Annotated in this window: 34 protein-coding genes and 2 tRNA genes; 21 read left to right on the forward strand and 15 right to left on the reverse strand. The window is 38.1% G+C overall.

The annotated features are described in order from the left end of the window. The 8 genes from KKF75_03195 to KKF75_03230 form a co-directional block, all read left to right on the forward strand. On the forward strand, window positions 1–258 hold a 258-nt coding region (locus tag KKF75_03195; GenBank protein MBU4381198.1), incomplete at its 5' end, for a hypothetical protein. A gap of 134 nt (window positions 259–392) precedes the next feature. Further along, window positions 393–469: transfer RNA gene (locus KKF75_03200), tRNA-Ile, on the forward strand. A 225-nt stretch (window positions 470–694) separates the two neighbouring features. Next, a tRNA-Ser gene (locus tag KKF75_03205) sits at window positions 695–783 on the forward strand. A gap of 212 nt (window positions 784–995) precedes the next feature. Then, window positions 996–1,211, forward strand: coding sequence for a helix-turn-helix domain-containing protein (locus KKF75_03210; protein ID MBU4381199.1), 216 nt, complete (start codon window positions 996–998; stop codon window positions 1,209–1,211). A 4-nt stretch (window positions 1,212–1,215) separates the two neighbouring features. Continuing rightward, window positions 1,216–1,851, forward strand: coding sequence for an ApaLI family restriction endonuclease (locus tag KKF75_03215; protein ID MBU4381200.1), 636 nt, complete (start codon window positions 1,216–1,218; stop codon window positions 1,849–1,851). An 11-nt stretch (window positions 1,852–1,862) separates the two neighbouring features. After that, the gene (locus tag KKF75_03220) at window positions 1,863–3,065 is read left to right on the forward strand and encodes a site-specific DNA-methyltransferase (protein MBU4381201.1); all 1,203 of its coding nucleotides are present in this window, start codon (window positions 1,863–1,865) and stop codon (window positions 3,063–3,065) included. 35 nt (window positions 3,066–3,100) lie between these two features. Then, window positions 3,101–3,658 carry a hypothetical protein gene (locus KKF75_03225; protein MBU4381202.1) on the forward strand — a complete coding sequence of 186 codons (558 nt, stop codon included), beginning with the start codon at window positions 3,101–3,103 and terminating at the stop codon, window positions 3,656–3,658. 17 nt (window positions 3,659–3,675) lie between these two features. Continuing rightward, the gene (locus tag KKF75_03230) at window positions 3,676–4,566 is read left to right on the forward strand and encodes a serine protease (protein ID MBU4381203.1); all 891 of its coding nucleotides are present in this window, start codon (window positions 3,676–3,678) and stop codon (window positions 4,564–4,566) included. Window positions 4,567–4,862: 296 nt separating this feature from the next. Here KKF75_03230 and KKF75_03235 read toward each other — a convergent pair whose 3' ends face one another. Beyond that, window positions 4,863–5,417, reverse strand: a complete 555-nt coding sequence (locus KKF75_03235; GenBank protein ID MBU4381204.1) for a hypothetical protein — start codon at window positions 5,415–5,417, stop codon at window positions 4,863–4,865. A gap of 77 nt (window positions 5,418–5,494) precedes the next feature. Here KKF75_03235 and KKF75_03240 point away from each other — a divergent pair, with 77 nt between their 5' ends. After that, entirely contained in the window at window positions 5,495–5,746 is a 252-nt protein-coding gene (locus tag KKF75_03240) for a hypothetical protein (protein ID MBU4381205.1), read from the forward strand. Here KKF75_03240 and KKF75_03245 read toward each other — a convergent pair. Together KKF75_03245 and KKF75_03250 are read right to left on the reverse strand one after the other, a co-directional pair. After that, window positions 5,736–6,029: a hypothetical protein gene (locus KKF75_03245; GenBank protein ID MBU4381206.1), complete on the reverse strand. Its 294-nt coding sequence runs from the start codon at window positions 6,027–6,029 to the stop codon at window positions 5,736–5,738. The two genes, KKF75_03240 and KKF75_03245, sit on opposite strands and share 11 nt — an antisense overlap. 64 nt (window positions 6,030–6,093) lie before the next feature. Further along, entirely contained in the window at window positions 6,094–7,896 is a 1,803-nt protein-coding gene (locus tag KKF75_03250) for an ATP-dependent DNA ligase (protein MBU4381207.1), read from the reverse strand. Window positions 7,897–7,951: 55 nt separating this feature from the next. Here KKF75_03250 and KKF75_03255 point away from each other — a divergent pair, with 55 nt between their 5' ends. From KKF75_03255 to KKF75_03270, 4 genes are all read left to right on the forward strand, one after another. Beyond that, window positions 7,952–8,989, forward strand: a complete 1,038-nt coding sequence (locus KKF75_03255) for a Fic family protein (GenBank protein MBU4381208.1) — start codon at window positions 7,952–7,954, stop codon at window positions 8,987–8,989. Between the two features lie 82 nt (window positions 8,990–9,071). Continuing rightward, window positions 9,072–9,476, forward strand: coding sequence for a hypothetical protein (locus tag KKF75_03260; GenBank protein MBU4381209.1), 405 nt, complete (start codon window positions 9,072–9,074; stop codon window positions 9,474–9,476). A 3-nt stretch (window positions 9,477–9,479) separates the two neighbouring features. Further along, window positions 9,480–9,917, forward strand: a complete 438-nt coding sequence (locus KKF75_03265; GenBank protein ID MBU4381210.1) for a hypothetical protein — start codon at window positions 9,480–9,482, stop codon at window positions 9,915–9,917. Window positions 9,918–9,919: 2 nt separating this feature from the next. Then, window positions 9,920–10,207, forward strand: coding sequence for a hypothetical protein (locus tag KKF75_03270; protein MBU4381211.1), 288 nt, complete (start codon window positions 9,920–9,922; stop codon window positions 10,205–10,207). A gap of 26 nt (window positions 10,208–10,233) precedes the next feature. Here the strand turns inward: KKF75_03270 and KKF75_03275 are convergent, their stop codons facing one another. Beyond that, entirely contained in the window at window positions 10,234–10,416 is a 183-nt protein-coding gene (locus KKF75_03275) for a hypothetical protein (protein ID MBU4381212.1), read from the reverse strand. Between the two features lie 191 nt (window positions 10,417–10,607). Here KKF75_03275 and KKF75_03280 point away from each other — a divergent pair, with 191 nt between their 5' ends. Beyond that, window positions 10,608–10,868 carry a hypothetical protein gene (locus KKF75_03280; protein MBU4381213.1) on the forward strand — a complete coding sequence of 87 codons (261 nt, stop codon included), beginning with the start codon at window positions 10,608–10,610 and terminating at the stop codon, window positions 10,866–10,868. Window positions 10,869–10,969: 101 nt separating this feature from the next. Here KKF75_03280 and KKF75_03285 read toward each other — a convergent pair whose 3' ends face one another. Next, on the reverse strand, window positions 10,970–11,746 hold the full coding sequence (locus KKF75_03285) for a hypothetical protein (GenBank protein ID MBU4381214.1): 777 nt from the start codon (window positions 11,744–11,746) through the stop codon (window positions 10,970–10,972). Window positions 11,747–11,778: 32 nt separating this feature from the next. After that, window positions 11,779–13,593, reverse strand: a complete 1,815-nt coding sequence (gene lepA / locus KKF75_03290) for a translation elongation factor 4 (GenBank protein ID MBU4381215.1) — start codon at window positions 13,591–13,593, stop codon at window positions 11,779–11,781. 62 nt (window positions 13,594–13,655) lie between these two features. On the opposite strand from lepA, the gene KKF75_03295 reads away from it, so the two are divergent. From KKF75_03295 to KKF75_03305, 3 genes are read left to right on the forward strand one after another with little or no spacing between them, the layout of a single operon-like run. Continuing rightward, window positions 13,656–14,252, forward strand: a complete 597-nt coding sequence (locus tag KKF75_03295) for a hypothetical protein (GenBank protein ID MBU4381216.1) — start codon at window positions 13,656–13,658, stop codon at window positions 14,250–14,252. Between the two features lie 2 nt (window positions 14,253–14,254). Continuing rightward, window positions 14,255–14,830: a type 4a pilus biogenesis protein PilO gene (gene pilO / locus KKF75_03300; protein MBU4381217.1), complete on the forward strand. Its 576-nt coding sequence runs from the start codon at window positions 14,255–14,257 to the stop codon at window positions 14,828–14,830. Then, window positions 14,827–14,994 (forward strand): hypothetical protein, encoded by a 168-nt coding sequence (locus KKF75_03305; GenBank protein MBU4381218.1) that lies wholly within the window; start codon window positions 14,827–14,829, stop codon window positions 14,992–14,994. The genes pilO and KKF75_03305 overlap by 4 nt, the downstream gene beginning before the upstream one ends. Window positions 14,995–15,000: 6 nt before the next feature. Here the strand turns inward: KKF75_03305 and murJ are convergent, their stop codons facing one another. Continuing rightward, entirely contained in the window at window positions 15,001–16,632 is a 1,632-nt protein-coding gene (gene murJ / locus KKF75_03310) for a murein biosynthesis integral membrane protein MurJ (GenBank protein MBU4381219.1), read from the reverse strand. A 288-nt stretch (window positions 16,633–16,920) separates the two neighbouring features. Next, on the reverse strand, window positions 16,921–17,412 hold the full coding sequence (locus KKF75_03315; GenBank protein ID MBU4381220.1) for a DUF3800 domain-containing protein: 492 nt from the start codon (window positions 17,410–17,412) through the stop codon (window positions 16,921–16,923). A 26-nt stretch (window positions 17,413–17,438) separates the two neighbouring features. On the opposite strand from KKF75_03315, the gene KKF75_03320 reads away from it, so the two are divergent. The 4 genes from KKF75_03320 to KKF75_03335 are packed head-to-tail and all read left to right on the forward strand — an operon-like array spanning window position 17,439 to window position 19,312. Continuing rightward, on the forward strand, window positions 17,439–17,831 hold the full coding sequence (locus tag KKF75_03320) for a hypothetical protein (GenBank protein ID MBU4381221.1): 393 nt from the start codon (window positions 17,439–17,441) through the stop codon (window positions 17,829–17,831). A gap of 58 nt (window positions 17,832–17,889) precedes the next feature. Continuing rightward, on the forward strand, window positions 17,890–18,183 hold the full coding sequence (gene rpsT / locus KKF75_03325; protein MBU4381222.1) for a 30S ribosomal protein S20: 294 nt from the start codon (window positions 17,890–17,892) through the stop codon (window positions 18,181–18,183). Further along, entirely contained in the window at window positions 18,164–18,814 is a 651-nt protein-coding gene (locus KKF75_03330; GenBank protein ID MBU4381223.1) for a hypothetical protein, read from the forward strand. Before rpsT ends, KKF75_03330 begins: the two co-directional genes overlap by 20 nt. A gap of 6 nt (window positions 18,815–18,820) precedes the next feature. Next, window positions 18,821–19,312: a fibronectin type III domain-containing protein gene (locus tag KKF75_03335; GenBank protein ID MBU4381224.1), complete on the forward strand. Its 492-nt coding sequence runs from the start codon at window positions 18,821–18,823 to the stop codon at window positions 19,310–19,312. An 8-nt stretch (window positions 19,313–19,320) separates the two neighbouring features. Here KKF75_03335 and KKF75_03340 read toward each other — a convergent pair whose 3' ends face one another. The 7 genes from KKF75_03340 to KKF75_03370 form a co-directional block, all read right to left on the reverse strand. Next, a complete protein-coding gene (locus KKF75_03340) occupies window positions 19,321–20,055 on the reverse strand; it encodes a C45 family peptidase (protein MBU4381225.1) in 735 nt (244 codons plus the stop codon). Between the two features lie 178 nt (window positions 20,056–20,233). Next, window positions 20,234–20,647: a hypothetical protein gene (locus KKF75_03345; protein ID MBU4381226.1), complete on the reverse strand. Its 414-nt coding sequence runs from the start codon at window positions 20,645–20,647 to the stop codon at window positions 20,234–20,236. A gap of 15 nt (window positions 20,648–20,662) precedes the next feature. After that, a complete protein-coding gene (locus tag KKF75_03350) occupies window positions 20,663–21,391 on the reverse strand; it encodes a sortase (GenBank protein ID MBU4381227.1) in 729 nt (242 codons plus the stop codon). Then, window positions 21,361–22,062, reverse strand: coding sequence for a hypothetical protein (locus KKF75_03355; GenBank protein MBU4381228.1), 702 nt, complete (start codon window positions 22,060–22,062; stop codon window positions 21,361–21,363). Before KKF75_03355 ends, KKF75_03350 begins: the two co-directional genes overlap by 31 nt. After that, window positions 22,059–22,631, reverse strand: a complete 573-nt coding sequence (locus KKF75_03360) for a metal-dependent hydrolase (GenBank protein ID MBU4381229.1) — start codon at window positions 22,629–22,631, stop codon at window positions 22,059–22,061. Before KKF75_03360 ends, KKF75_03355 begins: the two co-directional genes overlap by 4 nt. 52 nt (window positions 22,632–22,683) lie before the next feature. Beyond that, on the reverse strand, window positions 22,684–23,493 hold the full coding sequence (locus tag KKF75_03365; protein ID MBU4381230.1) for an SPFH/Band 7/PHB domain protein: 810 nt from the start codon (window positions 23,491–23,493) through the stop codon (window positions 22,684–22,686). Window positions 23,494–23,589: 96 nt separating this feature from the next. Further along, window positions 23,590–24,243 carry a transposase gene (locus KKF75_03370; GenBank protein MBU4381231.1) on the reverse strand — a complete coding sequence of 218 codons (654 nt, stop codon included), beginning with the start codon at window positions 24,241–24,243 and terminating at the stop codon, window positions 23,590–23,592. Window positions 24,244–24,265: the final 22 nt, after the last annotated feature.

Consider the following 24,265-nt stretch of genomic DNA (forward strand, 5'->3'; position numbering starts at 1 on the left):
ATCGTGCCTTACTATTTCCTATTCTATCTCTTACCTATAATGAACATAGCCCCAGCGTTTCCCCGCCCGCATCGCCTAACGGCTCAGCTTTGGCGGGCACGGCACTTCGCCATCGTGCCTTACTATTTCCTATTCTATCTCTTACCTATAATGAACATAGCCCCAGCGTTTCCCCGCCCGCATCGCCTAACGGCTCAGCTTTGGCGGGCACGGCACTTCGCCATCGTGCCAATAAACAAGTTTGTTTCTACGAAATAAATTGGGTTTTTGCCATTCTATCAAAAATTCTTGGATTTAACGAGACTATACAGTATAATCCCCGCAGCGCCTTTCTAGTTTTTATGGGACATTAGCTCAGTTGGTTAGAGCGCTTATCTTGCATTTCATTTTTTGGGCTCGTAGCTCAGTTGGTTAGAGCGCTTATCTGATAAGTAAGAGGCCGAAGGTCCGAGTCCTTCCGAGCCCACCAAAAAATTAAATGTAGACTTGGGGGTGTAACCCCAAGTCACTAAGGAAAATATTACATTTATGATCTTTACAAAGTAAACCCGAATGTTGTAGAGTGTTAGTAGTGGAAAAATACAATCGTAAACCAAATTCTAATTGTTTGATTTGTAATAAAGCTGTTTACAGAAGACCATTTGAGATAACATTAAACAAGGGACATATTTTCTTATGGCAGGTCGGGATTATTGGTGGGGTAGCCAAGTGGCTGTAAGGCGTTGGTCTTGAAAACCAATTGGGAGCAATCTCACGTGGGTTCGAATCCCACCCCCACCGCCAGTTGGTAAAAGAAGCGTTTGGCTCGCCCTCTGCGAGGGCTCGCCAGCCGATTTTAAGCGCAAATTGGAATTTTTTATCTTTGCCCCGCTACTGCGGGTCTGGCAAAAGCGTGCTTCCCTTATTTTTAATTTGATTGATTCCATTTTATTTGTTATCATATTTATGAAGGGTTAGATACGCACCCATACTAATACTATCATACTTAGGAAACTATGAAAAGTCAAAATAATAGCGAAACAATTGGGGATAAGATAAAACAGCTTAGGAATAAGCAAGGTTTAACGCAGGACGAATTGGCGAGAAAATCCGATCTTCCCTACACGACACTTACCAAAATTGAAACAAATGTCATCACCAAACCCTCTATTCAAACAGTTATGAAGATTGCTAGTGGCTTGGGAACAAGCATTGACGATTTAATGAAATAAAATTATGAAAACTATCCAAGAAAAAATATTATCACTCTCGGAAAAATACTCTAAAACTCTCCGTCTAAAAATGACCGGGAGAATTAAGGAGATGGAGGCAGATGATAATTCTCATTATTTGATATATAGAGTTTTAGGTATTGCAACAGAGGAAGGAAAATTGATTGATGAATATCAAAATATGGGTCGTTTTCTCTATAAATATGCAGGTTCATTTTTAGAAGAGGCCGCTATTTTATGTTTTGAAGAAAAATTTCCTAAGACACAAAGGAAACTCCGTATACCAAATAAGCTGGGATCAAGACCTGCAACATTTGAGATTGATTGTCTCGTGGGGAAAGAGGCATACGAAATTAAATGGAGAGACGCGACAACTGACGGCGACCATATCACAAAAGAACACACCAGAGTAAAAAACATTAAAAACGCGGGGTATAAACCTATTCGCATAATGTTTTATTACCCTAATCGTACCCAAGCTATTCGCATACAAGAGACATTAAAAACTATTTATGCCGGTGTTAGCGGTGAATACTATTTTGGCAAAGGGGTCTGGGAAGTTATCAAAAAGAAAACTGGGGTTGACTTGTTATCTATTTTAGAAAAAATTGCTGACCAAAAAACCAAACCCAAAAGTTAATTTCAAAAGATATGATCAAACAAGGTGATTGCAAAACTGAACTAAAGAAAATTGAGTCTAACTCGATAGACTTAATTTATCTTGACCCTCCTTTTTTCACACAGAAAAAGCAATCACAAAAAACGAGAGACAATTCTAAAGAATACACTTTTGATGATAGTTGGGAAAGTATAGAATCTTACAAAACGTATATTGAAGAAAGATTGTTTGGATGTAAGCGTGTTTTAAAAAATACTGGGAGTATATTTTTACACTGCGACAGAAGTGCATCACATCATTTAAGAATTGTCTTAGATAATGTATTCGGAGCGAATAATTTCCAGAGTGAAATTGTTTGGATATATAAACGATGGTCAAACGCTAAAAAGGGCTTGCTAAATGCTCATCAAGTTATTTACTTTTATAGCAAAACTGCTGATTTCAAGTTCAACCATATTTTTGAAGATTATTCTCCGACAACGAACATTGACCAGATTTTTCAGAAAAGAACGAGAGATGCGAACGGAAAGACAAAATACAAAACAAATGCGGTTGGTGGCTATGAATTGATTCAAGATAAAAAGGGAGTTCCGCTTTCCGATGTTTGGGATATTCCATACTTAAACCCCAAGGCAAACGAACGAGTAGGTTACCCTACGCAAAAACCAATTGTGTTATTAGAAAAAGTAATTCAACTTGTAACGGACGAGGGCGATATGGTTTTAGACCCGTTCTGTGGTAGTGGTACTACGCTAGTGGCAGCAAAATTACTTAATAGAAAATTCATAGGTATCGATATATCAGATGACGCTGTACAACTAGCACACAAAAGGGTAAATAATCCGATACGAACAGACTCATATTTATTAAAGAATGGGAAAAGTTCATATTTGAATCAGGATCCAGAGATTTTGCAAATTTTAAAAGTAATTGATGCTACCCCTGTGCAAAGGAATAAAGGTATTGACGGCTTTCTAAGGGTTGGTAATTCAGCAAAACCAATACCAGTAAAAATCCAGCGAGATGATGAAACAATAGAAAAAGCAAAACGATTGTTATTACAGGCGACAAGTAAAAACGGATTTAAACAAAAAGTTCTAATAAAAACAAACAACACATCTGAAAGCACCTTATTTAAGGTATCAGACGATAATTTGCAGACAAGTTTATTGATTATAGACAACTTAAAGGAATTTATAAAAAATAAAAAATCAATAATTGCTTATGGACAATAAACCTATTTTATACTCATATTTTCTAAAAACGGCAGATGTTCTTTTGGCAGAATACAATCGTTCAAAAGAACAAAACCGGACAGCTTGATATTATTGTTTTACGAGACGATGCTCCCTCTTTACATGTAGGTTCTGACGATATTTATCTAGCCGAAGGTGTTTTTGGCGTTATTGAAGTTAAGTCTAATTTAACTAGAGAAAAATTTGTCGAAGCGGGAGAAACATTGACAAAAGTAGTAAATTTAAAAAATAATGTCGGAGCGACAATCAGTTCTGGACCAATGCTAGATAGACCACTCAGAGCAATTTTTGCTTATGATGGTGCTACTTGGGAAACAATTATTGATGAGATAAATAAGAAAAATTGGAAAGAAACTTTTGACCTAATCTGTATTCTAAATCGCGGAGTGTTGTTGAAGAAAGGGCGTATTTTGAACTGGTCGACAGATCAAGAATTTATGGTCGTGAATAGTAAATCTGCGAGTCTAGGATATTTATATCTTTATCTCGTATCTTATGGCGCAAGCTTTTTGGGTCGAGGAATGATATTGAATCCCTATTTCGAACCCTTTAATAACTGGGGTGATAATTAATCGATTTTACAAAAATTATGTCAAAGAAGAATAGAAAAAATAAAAAATATCAAGGACCAAAACCGCCCAAAAGACCTGAAAATTTTCATTCTTTCTCAGAGTGTATTAAATGGTTGAAAAAATCTGTTTATATCGTTGTCCGTGGGAGAAAGGTTATAGTTGATGAAAAAGAAGGAATAAATTGGATTACTTTAGGATCAGGATTCGTTGCTGCACCTAGTCGTTTTGTAACTGCCGCACATGTCATTAATGACCCAGAAAAAGGCGAACTTGCTCAACATCAAGACGGTGATAAGTACTATCTTCTGAGACACGACGATGAAAACAACTGGCATTGTAGAATATTTGAACCAAAACTAGACAGGGAAATATTTGTCTTTGCTGATATTGATCTTGCTCTAATTTACTTAGATAGCGAATTTTATCAAGTCGGCGACAAAATTTTTGCCGATAGAAATGATTTTATTAGAATATCAAAAGAATTTTTACCAATTGGATCTGAAGTTGGTGTTTTGGGATATCCGCTTTGCAAATTGGAATTTCAAGAAAAAGATATAAATAAGCCATTGATAGGAAATGTTTTGCTTCGAGCTGATCAAGGGGTTGTTAATTGCCGATACCAAACATCTGAAAAAGATTTTCTATACGAATTTACTCTTGCTTTTAATCCCGGGAATAGCGGCGGTCCAATTTTTGATACAAAAACAGGAAAAGTTGTCTCTATTGTAAAGGGATATAAAGTTTTAAGAATTAATGAAAGAGAAAATGTAATTTCCGATGAAGGTGTAAAACAACTGAAAGTGTACAAAGAAAAAGCATTTATTGAGACGTTAAACGCAACCTATTCATTTGGATTTGCAACGCCAACATTTTTGGAAGTATTCAAAAAACATAATATAATTAGTTAAGAATTTGCCGCCAAACTGGGCGAAGCCCAGAGTTCCGCTAATAGTGGAACGAAAAACTTGAAATCGTCCAATCCGAAAGGATCGCTTCTCCGCCAGAGGCGGACAGGTGCGGCGGGCGGAAGGGGGGTCTGGGGGGAATTCCGCCCGCCCTACAAATTTTGGGCGAAATCAGTTCGAATTTTTTCGAACGCACACCGCCACTAGAAAATGTTTCCCGACCTAAAGTCGGGATTACATTTTCTTGTGCCCTGCGAAGCTTTGAGCCTGTTGAGAAGCGTAGAAGGGCAGGATCCTCCCTACCCCACAAATGTTAATGAGTATAAAAAGACAACTACAAGAGAAGCTAGATAGATTTTTATAAACCTTTTAGTTGGTTTCTCTTTTAAAATCCAAAACCAGCTGTCAACATTCTTTGTTTTAAAATGCTGGTCCAGCATCTTGTAAATACTCGACAAAAACCCCGAAAGCACAAAAGCCTGTCCAAACAAACTTGCCGAGGAGGTTAAAACATATAACACCACAACTGCCAAAATAACTTGAAACAACGCGCTGTGTAGCGTTAATCGCGGTAGAGAGTCTGTGTGAGTTCCAACATACGCCACCATTCCCAAAAAATTCTTCTGATGAAAAAATTCTTTAACTCGAATACTAAAGTGGTGGGAAGGTTCCACCAAAAAAGCAAAAAGGTAATAATCTAAATCCAGCAGGAATGACCCCGAGATGCACCCGGCAAATATCCAAATCATAGAAATTGGGTGAGCCTCCAAGCGCAACGCCAAAATTAAAATAAAAAGAACCAGCGCCAAAAGCAAGTTCAGAGAGTGTCTTTTAAAAAGTTGTTTCAGCAACATAACAATTGTATACATCTAAGCTACTTTGCTAACCCTACGGGTTGCAAACTAGCATAAGATAAATATATGATATATGAATGGACTCCCTTAAACAAATACTTTCTAACCGACCGGCAAACAAAATGTCCTACTCCAAGCACGAATTTCAGGATTTTGGCTATAGAATGGCGCAACAGCTAAACGACTTTGCTCACAAGTCGCTTTACATTAAACTTGCCAAAACAGTTAATCGCAACAAATTGCTCGACGCTTTGGAATTTGTTAAAGCATCTCGCGCCAAAGTTCCCGCCCGTCTTTTTATGTGGAAGCTCAAAAGCCTCAAAGATTAAGCTTTTCTGCCAAATCGGCAACTATCGGCAAGCGGTATTTCTCACCTTGCAAGGCTTTGATAAACCCAGCAACGGCTAATAAAAATACCCCAAAAGCTACCAACCACCCAATTAAAGGAACCCAGGTTAAAAAGCTGGCTACAAAAAGAACTAACCCTTGTTTGGCGTGGAATTTTACAAATTCATCGTCTTTTTTAAGAATTAAAAAGACCAGCGACAAAACCCAAAAATAACATAACGCCCCGTAAAGATGGCTTTGATTTTTGTTCTTGGTTTTTTCCATTACTCATCACCTCCAGATAAATATCATTTTATCACAAAAAAACCCTTACAATGGGGTGGAGATTTTAGGTCTTTTTTTGTAATTTGTAGATATCTGCAAGCTCTTTTAAACTTGTGGCATCAAGCGGTGATTTATCTTCCCGATACTCTATAAGCCTTGGAAACCTCATAGCGTAACCTGCAGTGTGCAAGGGTGAAACGGTGATATTGTCCGCCCGCACCACTACTACCATTTTAGGCGCGACAAAGACATCGCAAAATAGCTCTTTGGGAATAGCCACATTTTTGGGAACCTCCGCCACTTTTATGGCATCGCATTTTTCCTTTAGTTCCACCCATTGCTCATCAGTTAAACCGGTTCCAATTTTAGAGACTGTTTTAAAGCTGTCGGTACTACTATCATAAACCCCAATTAAAAACGCCCCAATGCCAAACACGGTTCTTTTGCCGGCGCCAAAATAGTACCCCAAAACCACGGCGTCTATGGTATCTTCCAACCCCCCGGTTTCTTCTCTTTTAAATTTAATCCAAGCAAACCCCCTGTTCCCTACCGCATATTTAGCATTAGGGTTCTTTATTACGACCCCCTCTAGCCCACGAGACACAGCGTTTTCAAAAACTTTGAGCAACTGGTTGGAATTAGATATATTGGCTCGATTGGCTAGTTGAATTTTTTCCGTTGGGGAAAGAATGCTTCTTAAAATTTCCCATCTTTCATGTAGGGGTTTATCAATGAGGCTTTCGCCATTTAAATACAAAAGATCAAAAACCCGCAAAGTTAAAGGAATATCCAAGGCGTTTTGCGCCACCTGGTGCTTGCGCTTGCGTTTGATAGTTTGTTGAAAGGGAATAAAATCGCCAGTTTTGACATTGTACCCAATTGCCTCGGCATCCAAAATAGCATTTTCTGCTTTAACATTAGCTAAAACTGCCTCTACCAGATCGGGAAATTGGTAAGTTGACTCCTCCAAATTACGAGTGAAAGTCCAGACTCTTCCGGAATTAAGGTGAATTTGCACCCTTGTTCCATCATATTTATCCTCCGCAACAGCCTGTTCTCCAATTTTATCCATGGCTTCCTCGGCTGTGGCCACTCGGGCGCATTTTGCCACCAGAACTGGCACGCCAACTTCCAAATCCACTTTTTTAAGTCCTGCAATTCCATTTTCTTTAATAACTTTTGCCAAAAAACCAATATCCGGATGAATTCGGTAGCGAGATTCTATTTTTGCTTTAAGGCTTTTATCCCCTGCTAAATACCACGAAAGCGCCTCAATCACCGTAATATCCGAAAACCCCAAACGCATGGTTCCCAAAATTATCCGTACCACAAATTTGTTTGATATGGGGTCCAATTGATTTAAAAGACTGGCAATTTTGGTCAGCTTTCTTTCCTGTGATCCTTCCCCATTCTCAAGAGCTATTTCTTTTAACTTCTCGTAAACTGGAGATACTAAAAGTGAGGAGTCGTGCACTTTGGAAAGACTCTGTGCAACAATTCCTAAATCCCCAACCTTGTTGGCATAATCAACAACATCAACAAATGGTTTATAACAAGATTTAGAGGATACCTCTTCCGATAAATTTCCCCGACCGTGTGTCGGGGGCGTTTCATATTCCAACCGCGTTTTACGCGGGGGGAATATATTAAACGCTAACGAAATTGCCCGCAACATTAATTTTTGTGCTACGCTAAATTGCGTGGATCTAAAGGGCGGGGTTAAGTAGCCTAAAGAGAGGTACATTGCAACATCTACCTCGTCGGGTGATAAGTCTTTGACGAGACTCGCCAGAATTGCAGTCATTTCCAAGCGTTTGGGCGTGGATTCAATTTGTTGAAAATATTTGGAGAGTTCGCTAAATGTCATTTGATAGATTATATCACCCTTGACAATTCCCGCATTATTCCCGTAGAATTAACGCATGAGTTACCAACCCCAATTTACCATCACTTCAAGCATTTTAAAAAGCGTTTCTGCTGTGGAAAACGCCAAGGCGATTATTGAGACTTCTCCCCTACTCCCACTATACGAGCGCCAATTTAAAAATGACGCTTTTGTTCGTATGGCTCACTTTGGAACCGCTGTAGAAGGCAACAAATTAAATTTGGGAAATGTCCGCAAGATTATTGACGGCAAAGGCGAAGAGGTCATAGGTCGCGAAAGAGACATTCAAGAAGTCATTAACTACCGCAAAGTGATTGCTTTTATTGACTCCTACAGAGATCAGAGCATCACCTCCAGGACGGTAAAACACATCAATCACATCTCAACCGAAAAAGTAGTCGGGGATGTTTACCGCGGAAGTTACCGCCATAACCAAAACTACTTCATGAACCTTGTCACCCAAGAAACTATTTTTACCCCACCGCCAGCGGATGAGGTGGTTGCCCACATGGAACAATTTATTGAGTACATAAACGGGGATGAGGCAAAAACTCTGCATCCAGCAATTAAAGCCTCGATAGTCCACGAGAGAATTGTTTCGATTCACCCCTTTGTTGACGGCAACGGCAGAACTGCTCGCGCTTGCGCCACTTTGAGCTTATACCTTGAGGGCTACGACATTAAAAAATTCTTTTCGCTGGAGGAATATTACGACCGAGATGTTTTAGCTTATTACAAAGCGATTAGTGATGGTCACACCAATTTAACAGTCTGGATTGAGTACTTCTGCGAGGGTCTTGCCATAGAATTAACACAGATTAAAGAGCGGGTTTTAAAAATGTCTCGCGATGCCAAACTTAAAAATACCGTTGGTCAAGTTTACCTATCAGAGAGGGAAGAGAAAATCATTGATTGGTTAACTAATTACGGAAGACTTACAAATAAAGATTTTGAAAAACTGTTTCCCAATATTTCCGAAGATACAGTGTTACGGGATTTAAAGGACTTGATAAAACACAAAATAGTCGCCAAACGCGGTTCTACTAAGAGTTCGACTTATGAACTTAAGAGATAGTTTTATCGGGTAGTACTCGTTAAAACTTACGGTTTGAGAAATATCCAATAGGTGATATATTTTTAGTGGTATAATACAACCTATGCAAATAACTAAAAACTTCGCACTTCTTTGCGAAAATACATCCCTTGACAAGGATAATAAGATTACACTTTTTAATGTGTTTGATGTCATCAAAGTTCGTTTCGCCCTACCAGGAGTGTATGCAAAACTATACATTGTAGTAAATTTTGAATTAAAGGGGTTACAACCAGATAGAAAGGAGTTAGTAACTAAATTAAAAATTAAAAGACCTGATGGTAACTATTCCGATGTAGGTTTGTCTATTAATGTTTCCGTAGATCCATCAAAAGAGGTGCAAACCGTTGGAGCTATATTTGGGGTACACAATCTACAATTATCAGAAGAAGGTGTTTACTGTGCAGAAATATTTGTGGAAGATAATGTAGAAGCAGAAGTAAAATTCGAAGTTACAGCTAACAGCTAAACCATGGAGTACAACATTACATCAACAAAATTAAAGGAAGAGGTGGTCAAGTATTTAGAGGCAGATACCCTATCAACAATAAACTTCGTGATTCCATTAAACACCCTCAACAATATTGATTTTAATGTGGAAATTATAAAAAATGCTGTACTAAGTGCTAATTCCTTAGAGATTATACCTATTCATTCCTTAAACTCTAAAAAACATAAGTTGAAATGTCCTTTGATGTGTCAAGTTAGATTTACTGAAAATCTTTATGTAGCAGAACTAATTGAACTTAACTTGATCGCATCTGGCGTTGATAGAACAGATGCACTAGATGAATTGAAAATAAATATCTTGGAGCTGTTTGAGGAAATGGAACAAATAGATGCAAAGAATCTTGGCAAAGAACCTAAAAAGTGGAAGGTTCTTTTAGAAGACCTAATTGAAAAGAGATAAACATGACTATAAGTGACTTTGAGAAAAAAGTAATCGGTAAAAAAGTCTCAAAGGTACTCGAAGTAAAAGTTAAACAATCCCATCACACCATTTACAATTGTTATTACAACGGAAAATATATTCTTAGAACATACCACTCTCATAGAACAGGAGATTTAAGAGAATTTGAGATGCAATCTATAAAATCTCAGTTAAAACTAGATAACAAGCAACAACTTTACGATCTTAACAACTGTCCGCTGAGTGCAGAAGGTTACTTAGAAATTTTAACGAAAAAAAATTTACTTTAAACACCTTGGTACATCAGTACCGTTGACTAGACTACGGTACTAGGTATACTTTTAGTTGTGTTAACAGCAAAAACTGATTCTTCTAAAAGTTGATCTAAAGTCCCGTCTTCTTTTGCTCCATCTACGGGATTATAGGCAACATAAGGACTTTCTTTAGAAGATCCTTCTTTAAAGACCTTAATGGTTAAAGGTAAGTTAAGAATTTCCATATAGTTTATTCTACAAGCGAGAAGTGTTTTTGGCAAGGTCTCTTACCCAATCTTAACCACTTTCCAAAACGCCTCACCAGCGCCTTTACTAACTATAGGGTTTTGTGGTATAATACAAGCACTTAGGCAGAAGATTTCTGCTTATTTTACAACCATGCATGACGAAAGTCTGCAACCCACAAGGAGGTCGAATGAGAACAAAACTGTTTGTCGGTTTGCTGGTTCTGGCACTGGTTGCGTCTTTTGTTTCGGGGTGGGCGTTGGCCACCTCAAAAAGCAACCATGAATGCGTCACCCTCCGAGCGGGCGACGCAACCCGCTGTAACGCGCGGATCGCCACCGTCGCCGGAATGCCCGCGGAGGCCCTTCAGCAGTGCCTGCGAATGCAGGGCGTACTGAAGGCAAATCCGATGGCGCAACAACTCCTCAACCAATATTTCCCTGGATGGTAGGTAATGGTTGAGAGGCTCACGAGATGCCAGTTAGTGTTTAAGTGTTAAAGGAGAAAAACCTTTGCATTTACTCATTAAACTGGCATCATTAGTTTTTGGGTTTACTTAACAACCAAAGTTTGCAATAACGAATACAGCTCGTCTTCTGATAACTTCCCCCAATCTTGCACAAAAATAGCCTTGCCCGAAAGAATGGCGCAGTAAATCCGTGGCAGAATTGTATAAGGTCCAAGAATTTGCGGATAAGATACCAAGTAAAAAACATTTCCATTGGCAAATTTTACCGGCGCTAAAGATATATCATTTAGATCTAAACCACTAGATTTTTCGTGTTCGTACCAACTATTAAGAAACCAATTCTCTTGTGGACTTCCATCATATTCTTTAAATCCCCAAACTGTCATTTTATTTACTGCCACCACATTATGCTGAGTTTCGGCATCTCTAACTTCTATGTCCCCACTTGCAGGATCTGTATCGTATATAATATGACCTGATGGGTAATAAAACTGGTACGAAATACCAATAAAGTCACTATTTGAATACCTTACCCAATTGTCTGGTACTTTATAAGTAGAAAGTGTTTTTGATGAGCCTTTTCCAATATCACACATATATCCAATGGCACAACCTGTTTTTGTGTTTGTGGAAAGTTTTGGCAATCCTCCACTTCTTCTACAGGTTTCTTTTAGAAAATCCGAAGGCGCTTCCAGCCGAATACAATCAGAAGTGGTTTTTTCGGTGGAGGTATTTACCCATGTTTTGTCATTACTTGGTTTAACTAAAACCGACCTTAAATAGAAAACTAAAACCAATACTCCAAATATAGAAACTGCAATTGGGAAGAGTTGGATAAAAAGACTCCTGTGTTTTTCCATCTTAATTAGGATAACATAAATCTTAACCTGAATTAACCAATCTTAACCACTTTCCAAAACGCCTTTTTGGTGATTTGGACCCGCCCGAGACCCATTTGTTTTAGTCTGGCTTTGCCTTCTTTTTGCCGATCCAACAACTTATTTTTTCGGGTAACATCTCCACCATACAGTTTCTGGGTCACGGTCTTACGCATGGCAGGGATGGTTTCACGGGCAATAATTGCCCCCCCAATTGCAGCTTGCAAAGCCACAGGAAACTGCTCTTTTGGCAAAGTCTCTTTTAAAGCCGTAATTATCTGTCTTCCCAAATCTAAAGCTTTTCCCCGATAAGCTATTCGAGACAAGGCATCTACCGCTGTTTCGGCAACCAAAATAGAAAGTTTTACCGCATCAACTTTAGCGTATCCTACAATCTCATAATCTAACGAGGCATAACCCGATGAAATGGATTTAAGCCGATCATAAAAGTCGGTAATCATTTCGGCAAGAGGCATGATAAATTTTAGCTTTACTCTTTGCAATTCTACATTTCCCACAAAATTGTTTTCTAAAATAGTTGCTCGCTTTTGCGAACAAAGATCTATGACCTTGCCCATATATTGGGATGGAACATAAATGGTAAGTTCACAAACCGGTTCTTCGATAAAGTCAATTTTAGAAGGGTCGGGGAAAAACGACGCTGAAGAGCAAAAAATCGCTACCCCATCGGTCAACGAAACTTTATAAGCCACCGTTGGGGTGGTAGAGACAACTTCTAAATTAAACTCCCGCTCAATTCTCTCTTGAATAATTTCTGCATGCAGTAGTCCCAAAAAGCCACACTTAAAACCGTGCCCCAAAGCTCCGCCCGACTCGGGTTCGTAAGACAAGGAAGCATCGTTTAAACTTAATCGTTCTAATGCTTTGCGCAAGTCCAAAAATCGCGAGGAATTTAAGGGATAAAGACCCAGAAAAACCACTGGTTTTGGTTCGTTATACCCCAGCAATGGCTCTGTGCTTATACCTTGCTTAGAGACTGTATCTCCTACCCTGACTTGTTTAATATCTTTTAAACCGGTCGCGAGGATCCCAACCTCTCCAGCAGAAAGTGGCGAATAATCACAAAAATTAGGAGCCATCACACCAACTTTTAGAGCGGAGGAGCTTTGATTAGTTTTAAAAAACTTTATTTTCTCGTTAACAGCAAGGCTTCCATCAACTACCCGCACACTCGCCAAAACTCCCAAATGCTCATCAAAAGAGGAATCAAAAATTAAAGCCCTAAAGGGTTTTTTTAGATCTCCCTGCGGTGGGGGGATTACTTCTACAATTTTTTGCAAAATTTTATCTATCCCCTCCCCCGACTTTCCTGACGAAAATAGAATTTCGTTTTGTTTAAACCCAAAAGTTTTTACAATATCCAAGGCAGTTTGTTCCACCATAGCATAGGGCAGATCAATTTTATTAACTACTGGAATTACTTTAAGACCATAAGAGAAGGCTTTATCTACCACTGCCACTGTTTGCGCTTGGACTCCTTGCGTTGCGTCCACCAACAAAATTGCCCCCTCGCAAGCTACAAGAGAGCGAGAAACTTCGTAGGAAAAATCCACATGGCCGGGGGTATCGATGAGATTTAAAATGTAAGAAATATCATTTGAGACATAAGTCATCTTGACGGCTTTGAGTTTTATCGTAATCCCCCGCTCACGCTCTAATTCCATAGAATCTAAAAATTGATTTACCATAAGACGCTTGGAGACTGTATGGGTACATTCCAACATTCTATCGGCAAGGGTGGATTTACCGTGATCAATATGGGCAATAATAGAAAAATTTCTAATATTTAAAATATCTTGGGATGTCATTGATGTTGCTACCATTTCTAAACTATACTAATATAGACCTCACATTTATAAATTGGATAAAGATGTTCGGTCTATGTAAATATCACCTTTCTTTTTATCCAATTTTGGAATGTGACATTTATAACATGGACTTAGGTATAAATCTTGTTCCCAAAAAAAGCTTTGAGGACGAGTCGTTTCGTAACAAGGCCTCTATCTGGATTACAAGCTTTGGCAGAATTGTTGTTATTTTAACAGAACTTACAGTAGTTTTGGTATTTGCCACAAGATTTGTTTTAGATTCCCGCCTTAAAGATCTAAAAGAAACAGCAGAAATAAACAGAGCTATCGTGCAACAAGAAGAAAAGTTTATTACAGATTTTTCCAGTACTCAAAAACGACTTTTGTATATTCAACAAGCTAAAGCCCAAACTATTAAACCTTGGGAATTTATAGCAGAAATTACAAAAAATACACCTGCAGGGGTGTCGCTAGAAAAAATTGAGTATTTTGTAACCAAACCAATTACTATTAGGGCATCGGCAACAAATATTGCCGACTTTAGTAAATTTATTGAAAATTTAGTGGCGGATAAATCAATTTTAGAAATCTCGCTTAAAGAGGCGTCGTTTTACAAAGAAAAAGAAAGTTACTTTTTTGTGCTTGAGGTGATGTTTTAATTATGAATTTATTGCAGTATCAAAAAAGAGTTGGGATTCGTCACACCTTAGAAAAAAAGGCCTATTCGTTTGCCTTAGCCAGTGTTATCGCTCTAATTCTATTTGGGGGATTTGCCATAAGACCTTCTGTTCTTGAGCTAATAAAGCTTACGAACCAACTTGACAAGTATACCACCCTAAACAGTTTGCTTAGCGAAAAATTGACCAACATCACCACAGCTAAAGCAAATTATAGTAAAATAGAAACTTACTTAAACACAATAAATAGTACTGTTACCCGTGGTCGGGGCGACTCGGAGTTTGTAAGAGAAGTGTATACTCTTGCCACGGTAAACAAAGTTACCGTTACCAAGATTAATTTTATCGCTTACAATGAAAACGCCAATGATACTGAACTTAAAACACTTACTGTAGAAATGGCGGTAAGCGGAGACTTTGATTCGGTTTTAAACTTTCTAAAAAGCCTTCAGGGGATCAAAAGAATTATCGAAATTGAATCGGCAACAGTTTCTAAACTGCGCCGAGAAAGCACAATTTCTGTAAGAGGCAAGGTGTTTTATTTTGAAGAAACTCTATGACTTTAGAAAAACGCGATCTGATAATTATTATCCTGACAATCATTTGCTTGGGGGTGTGGGTTCTCTATGACGCTACAAAACCAGAAATTACAGCCACAGATGTCCTCCAGATTTATCAAGACGAAATAGCCCCTTTAGACCCAAAACTTGTCTATCCAAATTGATAAATACTAAACTCGAAATCCTATCGTTAACTTCTTTATCTTATAGATAACTATCGCAGATACTTCCCTCACCATCACCACCTCATGAACCTTAAATAACGAGCAGAGTTTAATATACGAGCCTACCCCGATAACACCAACTATCGCGGTTAATGCCAATAAGTATATCGTGCGGGAAGTATCAAATAAGTATTGATCAAAAAGCTTTAGAGGTATATATAGGCATACTCCTGTAAAAAAAGACGCCCAGAAAATTTTTGCCGCACGGTCGGCAAAGACGAGATCAACTTTATCTAGAATCTTCTTTTTAAGAAGAAAAAAGACCAGGAAGACTAAATTGACAATTACCGAAATAGAGTATGACAGCCCCAGCGACCAAACTCCAAATTTAAAACCAAAAACAAAGGTTAGACTTAAAATAATACCTGTTACAAGAGAGATAACACTTGCCTTCAAGGGAGTCTTTGTGTCCTCCAAGGCATAAAAGGCTCGAGCAAGAATAAAAACTAAAGTTTGGGCAAAAATAGAGATGGAAAAAAAAGCCAGGGTGTATGATGTTGCAATAGTCGCATCCCAAGAAAATCTAGAAGCTCCGTAAACAATTCGAACCAAAGGAATTCTTAAAACCAAAATAACAACCGAAGAAGGCATGGAAAAAAACAGAGACTTGATTATCGCCTCTTTTATTTCATCCGAGAATTTATCCTTTTGCTGGCTTACCAAATGAGAAAATCGTGGCAGAAGCGCTTGAGCAAAGGAGGCACCAAAAACACTTACTGGCAGTCTCTGTAAAGATGCGGCAAGAGCGAGTATTGCCGTATAGGGCGGGGCGATAAAAAATGCTAGTGAGGTGTCAATTATCAAGGAGATTTGGTCGGCTATCATTCCAAAAGTACGGGGCATAGCAAGCAAAAATACCTCTTTGGCGCCTTGACTAAAGTTTTTTATCTTAGCAAAGTACCTAAAACCAACCGCCCTGCAAGCTGGAATTTGAATCCCCAGATGGAGAAAAGCGCCAAACACCATACCATATGCTGGAGCGTAAATTCCAATTCTGGGGCTTAAAACAATAGTTATTATAATAACCCCAAGGTTATAAAAAACTGGAGCAAGGGCTGGGATAATGAAGCGCTTTAAAGATTGCAAAGTGCTGGTTAAATAGCTACTTACAATTAAAACAAATTGCGAAAGCATCATAATTCTAATTAGTGAAATTAAAAGCGGATAGTCGGCGTCGGGACTAAAAAGAGTCACAGTGCGAGACAGAGTTCCCGTAAAAATAAAAACCACAGCGGAAAGTATTGCAAAAGCTATCAGCGTGATGTTTAGGACTTCGCTTGCCATTTCGAAAGCCTTATCTTGATCTTTCGCATGGAGAATTCTTGTGAAAACTGGAATAAATGCCGAAGAAATTGACCCAACAACCAAGACATTAAAAACAAGCGAAGGGATTCTATCTGCCAAATAAAATGTTCCCAAAAGAGATGTGGGTAAATCCCCCTCAAGACTTACTCCAAAAGTTGCAATTAATACCCTTTGTTTGATAAATCCCAAAAAATAAGCGACCAAATAAGTTACGGAGATAACAAAAGCTGCCGAAAGCACGCTTTCTTGTTTTTTAAAAAAAATTCCGGTCATGGAGATGATGGTATCATGTCAACAGTGTTTGAGGTAATAAGAATCTCCAAAAATACTAAAATATTTGGGCGACAGGGTTTAGGTGGTGGGAAATTTTGTTTGACTTTTGCTTACTGTTTGGTTTATACTAACTACAGATACTTCATTTAAAGCAGTTCGCTTAATAAGACGTGCAAGGTTTGCACTTCCCAAAAGGATAGTTACAGCGGATTGCTTTTAGTGAAGTATTTTTTGTTGCAAATATCTTGTATTTTTCCGATTGCAGGTTTTACCATTTCGTACCAATTCCTAATTACCTCTCTCGTAGATTTGATAAATGGCAAATGCGATATAATCGGCAACTTGTAGCCCACCGTGGGTATAATGTGGATTGTGATAATAACTTAGCTTTAGATTAGCATTAAGTTTGGGGTGGTCTTTAAGATATCCTAACCTTACCCTTTCTACCTCTGCTTCTAACTCTTGTCGCAATTTTAACTTACTATCTTTGCGACTAAAGACAATCTCTGTATTTTTGGATTGGTGACACAGATTTTTGATTAATTCTCCCGCCATAATCCCATACATTTTCCCCGGATTTCGTTTTAACGGTTCGTAACAAAGCAATTTATCCACAACTAGAACATCTACTTTTATTGGTAGTGTTGTAATAAACGAATAAAACTTTTCTTTGACTTGGCTATAATCGGTTTGAGCATGAAACGCATCTAGGGTATAAGCCGAAGAAAATATATTGGTAAGACTCTTATCTTTTAACAGAGATAAGCGAAATTCCGTAATTACATGAGATTGATTTCTAAATAATTATGGTAATCAACAGCAACCAAGCAGAAAAAAGGTGGCAAACAATATTAATTAAAGAGCTTGAAAAAGAAATGAAAAAAGCCCCATCACATGATATTGGTCGCCACTATCCAGAGGGGGCTAGAGAACATGGACCAATTAGCGCTCCGTATGCAAGGCAAGTTTTAGAAAGAATTCAATTTCCGCAAGATAAAATTGAGCCTGCTATATTAGCCATTAAATATCATGATCCAACATTTCTATCGTCAAAAAGACCTCAGATTGAAGCGAAAATTCTTTTTGATGCTGACAAAATTGATGCTTTTGGGGCAATAGGTATATCAAGGTATCTGATTAAGTATGCTGTTGATTATTTTAAAAAGTTAAAAAAAGAATTAAAAATTAATGTCGCGTAACAGCATATGTCTGGCTATCCTCTTGTGTTCGTGGTAGATGGTTGATAGAATTGCACCCATGGCAAACACAAAAAGCGCTAAAAAAGCAATTAGAGTTTCTCAAAGAAAAGCTATTACTAACAAGTATTGGAAAAATGGATTGCGTAAAACCAAAAAGGAACTTAAAGATTTAATGCTACAAAATAAAGATCGTGATGCGGTTGCTGCCAAACTTGCCAAAGCCAAAAAAATCGCCGATAAAGCTGTATCTTGCGGATCCTTTCATAAAAATAAATCGGCTCGAATAAAATCGGGACTTGACAAAAAGTTTAACAAATGGGCAAAATTAATTAATGATAAAAAACCTGCCTAAACGAATATTTTTAGCGCCGTTGTTCTTTTTTGCTTTTGCGACTAATATTTTTGCGGCGGAGCTTACCATAACCCCACAGACTCAAACAGTGGCAGACAGTTTTGATCTTACAATCAATGTAGACCCCAAGGGTGCCAGTGTTTCGGGAGTGGATGCTATTGTTAAGTATGAACCGGATAAGCTCGAAGCCACTCTTATTCAAAACGGTGTTTTCGAGCAATATCTAAAAAAGAACATTAACAAAACTACTGGCGTTATCGAAATAAGCGCCTATAACACCACAACTTTAATTTCCGCCCCGACTGTTGTTGCCAAGATTTCTTTTAAACCTCTAGTTACAACTGGAACAACTCCTGTGGATTTTGTTTTTACGCTAGGAGGTCAAACTGGTTCTCATGTGGCATCTAACGGTACGGATATTTTAGAAACTGTGGTTGGCGGGGTTTACACAATATCCACAACAACAGAGGTTACTCCACCACCTGCTACCCCTCCTGCTACTTCTGTTCCTGTAACACCAGTTACGGTTCCTGCAACTGGCAATACTGAAAATCTCTTTCTTTTTATGCTACTTTCTGGCGTACTTATAACTGTCGGCGGAGCTTTTGTTTACTCCGCTAGGCATCTCTAGAACCACATGAACAGTACCGAAGCCAAACGAGGATTTTTAACTTTCTCCTTTTTATGCCTAATATCTTTTTCTATTTACTTCTTTTCAAAGAAGATTGTGGAGCTGAAATTTGCCAAGTCTCCTCAAGAGGTTACCGTTAGCCTGATAGATGCAAATGCCTCAAATATTACTCAAACCGAAGCGGTGATTTTGTGGAATACATCAAAAGAACTTGTAGGAAATATAGTTTATGGGACAGATTCGACGGTTTGCACGCAACAAGAAACTGGATCGTGCCTAACCGCTTCGGAAGATACCGCCTCAACCAGCCATGAAATCACGCTCACTAACCTAATACCTAACACCTCGTACTACTATTATCTGGATAATAATACTCGAGATACCAAAAATTTCACCACAAAATCTCAAGATTTGGTGATTCCACCAGCGGATAATAAAATAGAAGGTGATACCAACGGCGACGGCATTCTAAATTCCCTAGACTTTTCAGTTAACTGATTTTAATTCTAGAATCCGTATTCCCTGAACTCATTTTCTAATGGGTTGCCTTGACAATAATAGGCTTTTATATTCTTGGTATCAAAAATAAAAGCGGAATAAGTAAAGCACTTATCCTCTTCTTTTGTTGTACAGATAGCAGTTTTCTTTTCAGCATTTTTTCTATCTCGCAAGAGTTGCTTAAAATCGTCTAAACTTTTAGCAGTTGAGATTAACTCCTTGGCTCTATCGTAATGATCGTGCGACCATTGTTCAAAACCTTTTTCTGTATCAAAACTCAAATTGCGGTTTGGCAAATTAACAAAGTGGTTCGTTTTAACAACAGGGTCACTAACTTTTTCAATAAAATATTTTTCGGGGACTCCCTCAATTCCATAACACTCTTTATCATCAGCTACAAACATATTGCCACCAATCCTAGGATTAAAGGCTTTGATGATTTCAACAGCCTCTTTGGCTGTTGACGCATCTAGTATTAGACGCACATAGGGTCGCCGAATGTAGGAAATTTGATTTTCGGCAACCGAAACAAAGGTTGCAACATAAGCAACGCCTTTTTCATTAATTCCTCCATAATAGCCATCCTCCCGCGAGTTGGGGTTTTGTATAATAAGCTTTTTTACTTGGTCAATCTTAGAATCGAAAGGTTTTATTTCATCATCCCATCTCATCCAAGGCACTGGATCCCTCGTTTTGAGGAGAAACCAACTATTATCTAATTTCTTAGCCACTGTTGTACACATAATGGTATTTTACTCTAAATTGAAAATAAATGGAATAGTATGTGTTAGACACCGTACAACTCAAGATTGACGAAATTACTTTCGTCTGATAAGATGCCCTTGCTGGTTAACCGTAAGGTTTATTCGGCCAATCTAAAGCCGACGGCCAGCACATTCGACAAGCTCAGTGCAGGCACTTTTACTCCTCCAGGTTTCTCTTTTTAGCATTTAAAATCCCAAATCTATCTTTTCTCCAGGCAGGAATAACACTCCAAAAATGCTTTTGTCCTTTTCCCACCTGACGAATAACAACCTTTATTCTTCTATCATCGACTACTGCTTCAAAAGCCCAAAATTTGTGAATTACACTTTCCTTTGTATAGTAACTTTCTTCTTGAAAATACGGCATTACTCGTAAAACTTTGATTGCTCCTGGAAGTAAACGAGTGTTAGTTTCTATTCTTTTAGAATCTCTTTTGCTTCTGCTGTTTTTGTATAGAAGGTGATTTATTCCCTTAGCAGTAAAGTAAACCTTTTCTTTGTCAAAAGCGGGACAAGCTATTTGCTTGACTTCAGAAAAAATCGTTTGGATTTGTTTTTTATGTAAATTCATAAAGTTTTATACCGTCTAATTGGCTAATTGCGCGGTGACAAGGAGTCGATATGAGGTAGTCCCTCCGGGCCAGCAGGTCATTAAAGTTACAGTTTGGCGATTAAGAAATTTAGGAAAAAGCTCTTTGTAAAGAGATACATCTTGCGGTTTAATTTTTTCCTTTTGCATTACTTCGTATCTGTAGGTTGTGTTATCAACATTAATTATTATCTCATCACCAATGGATAAGTCCTCCAAAGTAGAAAATACCTGTTTATAATCTGTGGGATCAAAGAGATACTTAAAAGATGAGTGTCCTGTAATAAAAGTATTACCAGATGATCCAGGTTCAGCAGTCCCTAAAATATGCACCAGGATTTCGGAAGGATTGGTATTGGTAGAATTTGCCTCAACTTGAGCATTTTTAATCCCCAAAACAGGGATGGATAGGGTAAAAAAGTATTTCTCTTTTTGTGTACCTTTGTAAGGAAAAAAATTAGAATTTCCATTAAAAGAGGATTGAATTAAAGACAAAGCGGTCATTTCTCCGGCATCACTCATAAACTCCTCCCCCACTGCGCTTACTATCTCATAAGATCTTTTTCCCATAACCTGATTAAACATAGGAAATCCAACAAAAAATATAAAAACAGAAACGCCAGAGAGAATTAACGCTACACCAAGATAATGTTTAAGTTTAATCGTTGATTTTTTTACCGGCTGCGGTTCGCTTTTTAAGTAGATGTAGGGGTATTTTTTTTGCATATTTCCTCCACTAAATTTAGTATAGCAAGTTCCGCATCCATTGTCCCTGTTTTTATTGCCACTTCGCATTCTAGTATCTTACAATAAATTAAAATTAATTCTTCTTGCGTATATCTTTTTACCGCAGTCTGAGATTTTTTTTGGACATAAGGATGCAGTTTTAACACTAAGGCGCTTTTGGTCTTGTACCCTAGAAGATTACGAAATTGAAAAACCACACTAGGTAAAATCTCCAAAGGATCGCTCTTTCTAAGACATAAAAATAGTTCGCGGAGGGCTAGATCGTAGTTTTTTGCAACTAGCGCATCTACAAATTTAAAGGAATTAGTTGCCATTTTCTGGAATAGTAACATGCTAGCTTTGACATCACGACATTGCACCAGAAGGTCATTTTTGGCGGGCAAATTACCCCCCACCCAAAAAATAATCTCGCAATCATTTGAAATATCTTGAATAAATGAAAAATCCGCTTCGGAATTAGGGCTTTTGGAAAATTCGGCAACTACAAAAGTTTTATCTCCAAATAATGATTGAGAGGAACATGCCATAATAACAGCATTAAGGTTATCCTCGGCGTTAAGGATTGTTACAGCCTTTCCACCACCAGGCTTTAAGTCAATTAATTTTCTTCGGGATGTTTCTAAATCATCACCATAGATTAGAGTAATCATTCTTTTATCTTACTCTTGAGAGTGGTCTGAAAAAACAATTTCTTGACTAAAAATCCATACTTTTTTAGAAAGACAACCCCACCCCAAATTAAAAACACCCCTTCAAAAATAAATACTGTGTGTTTGATGTAACTTGCAAAAAACCCGCCCACTGTTGGCCGCAGACTGCTATATAAACGCAGAGCCTCGCCTCGCCTAGCATCAAAGGGGAAAAGCCAAAAGATTTCGGGTTTACCCTCGTGAGCAATACCCACAAAATACAACCAATAAGATAAATCATCCAGTACAAAATGGGAAAGCATGGCCACAAAACTCAATAAGGCAACTCGCCAATTTAAGCGCAAGACAAGGGTAAACAAGATAATGAGAAAAACTGCAAATAGAGGTGTGTGAGTAACTAAAAGGTGGTGGTAAATTTTTTGCCCGCCTAAATAAACATAAAAAAGGTCTAAATCAAAAACATTAGCACAAAAAATCACAAACAAAACCTCTTTAATTGAGAGAGATTTGCCTTTGATCTTAATTTGTGAAATTAGAAAACCAACCGATGTATGAGCTGTAGGTAGCATGTGTCCAATTCTACCACACGGGACATGAGATTAGAGCCATTGAGACAGGCTGTTACTTCTTTTGCTTGAGGGGCAATACTGTGGTTTTTTCCCCATCTAAATTTAACAGATTTATTAATTCGCTACTTGATGGAATAACAAACTTGGTATTAGAAGCCAAGACATTTTCTAAAACCTCCAACCTTCTTAAAGCCTCGGGACGGGTCTTAAAGTATTTTTCGGCGGCTTCGGAAACATTTTTTAAGGCTTGGGCTTCGCCTTCGGCTTTTAGTATTTGTGATTGCTTAATTCCTTCGGCCTCTAAAATTATGGCTCTACGCTCTCGTTCTGCCTTCATTTGCTTGCTCATAGCAAGAGTGATATCTTCTGGGGGATCAATTCTTTGCAACTCCACACGGGTAACTTTTACTCCCCAACTTTGAGTGGCCTCATCTAAAGTTTCGCGCAAGGAGGCGTTGAGGGTATCTCGAGCAACCAGTGTTTCATCAAGAGATTTGTCTCCAATTAAATTTCGCAAAGTGGTTTGAGCTAAAGTCGTTGCGGCTAATCCAAAATTTCGCACTTCAAATTCCGCCTTTACTGGATCAACAACTTTGGTATAAATAACAGCATCCACTATCACGACCACATTATCTTTGGTAATAACCTGTTGCGGTTCCACGCTTATGACTTGTTCTCTGGTATCCACTTTTATCACCTCATCAATATAAGGAGCTACAAAGTTAATCCCACTTTCCAAAGTTGTATGGTATCTTCCAAGTCTAACCACAATCCCCTTTTCCCAAGGGGAGACAATTCGTAAACCCTTAAACAGGGTTACAATTGCCAAGACTACTAAAATGATCAAAAATGTAGGTTCCATAACAATTTGATTGTATATCCAAAACCACCTTATCACAATAGTCGAAACACAAAAGGCACAAGTAGGGATTATCCCAAATTTGGGATAATCCCTAATTTATGTCTCCAGTAAAACACTCGTTCCTAAATACTCCAAGCTTTCCTTTGGAGATTTAAGATAATCCAATACAAAACTTTTATAATCGGAGGTGTTCGATAATACAACTGATGGATATAACCAGCTTCTTTTGGTTTCTCCAAGATAATCCGATATGCTCGAATAAGCATATTTAAGAACATCCGTTTCTGCTCCTAGCTTTAAAGGATTTATGTGAATATATCTGGACAAGTGTTTTAATTGATCTTCGTTACGCACTAGAACCGCCTTGTATGTACTCTCAAAAACATGTCCATCTTTACCCCTAGTTGTATTAAAGTAAGTAGAATAGTTGGATAAAATCCTTCGCGTGAGATGCGATATTCCCATAATCTCTTTATTGTGCAAAAGCAGGTGGAAGTGATTTGGCATGAGGCAATATGCAACGAGTCCAACCTCGTCAGCAACAGAGTTAGGAGAAAAATAATCCATCAACTTAGTTACTTTATTAAATCGAGGTTCTTTAAAGTCTTTCTGCAAATATTTCTTAAGATTGTAGAGAAAAATCGCGTAATCATCCGAAGTTTCAAAAATATCTTGGTGGAAAATTCCTCTACTATAAATATGGTAGTAACTACCCTCTTGATACTTTTTTAGAATATTCTTTCTGGGCATATTCGACTAGGACTCGATTAGG

The organism is Patescibacteria group bacterium (assembly GCA_018896215.1).
In the GTDB taxonomy this organism is placed as follows: domain Bacteria; phylum Patescibacteriota; class WWE3; order 0-14-0-20-40-13; family 0-14-0-20-40-13; genus JAHINB01.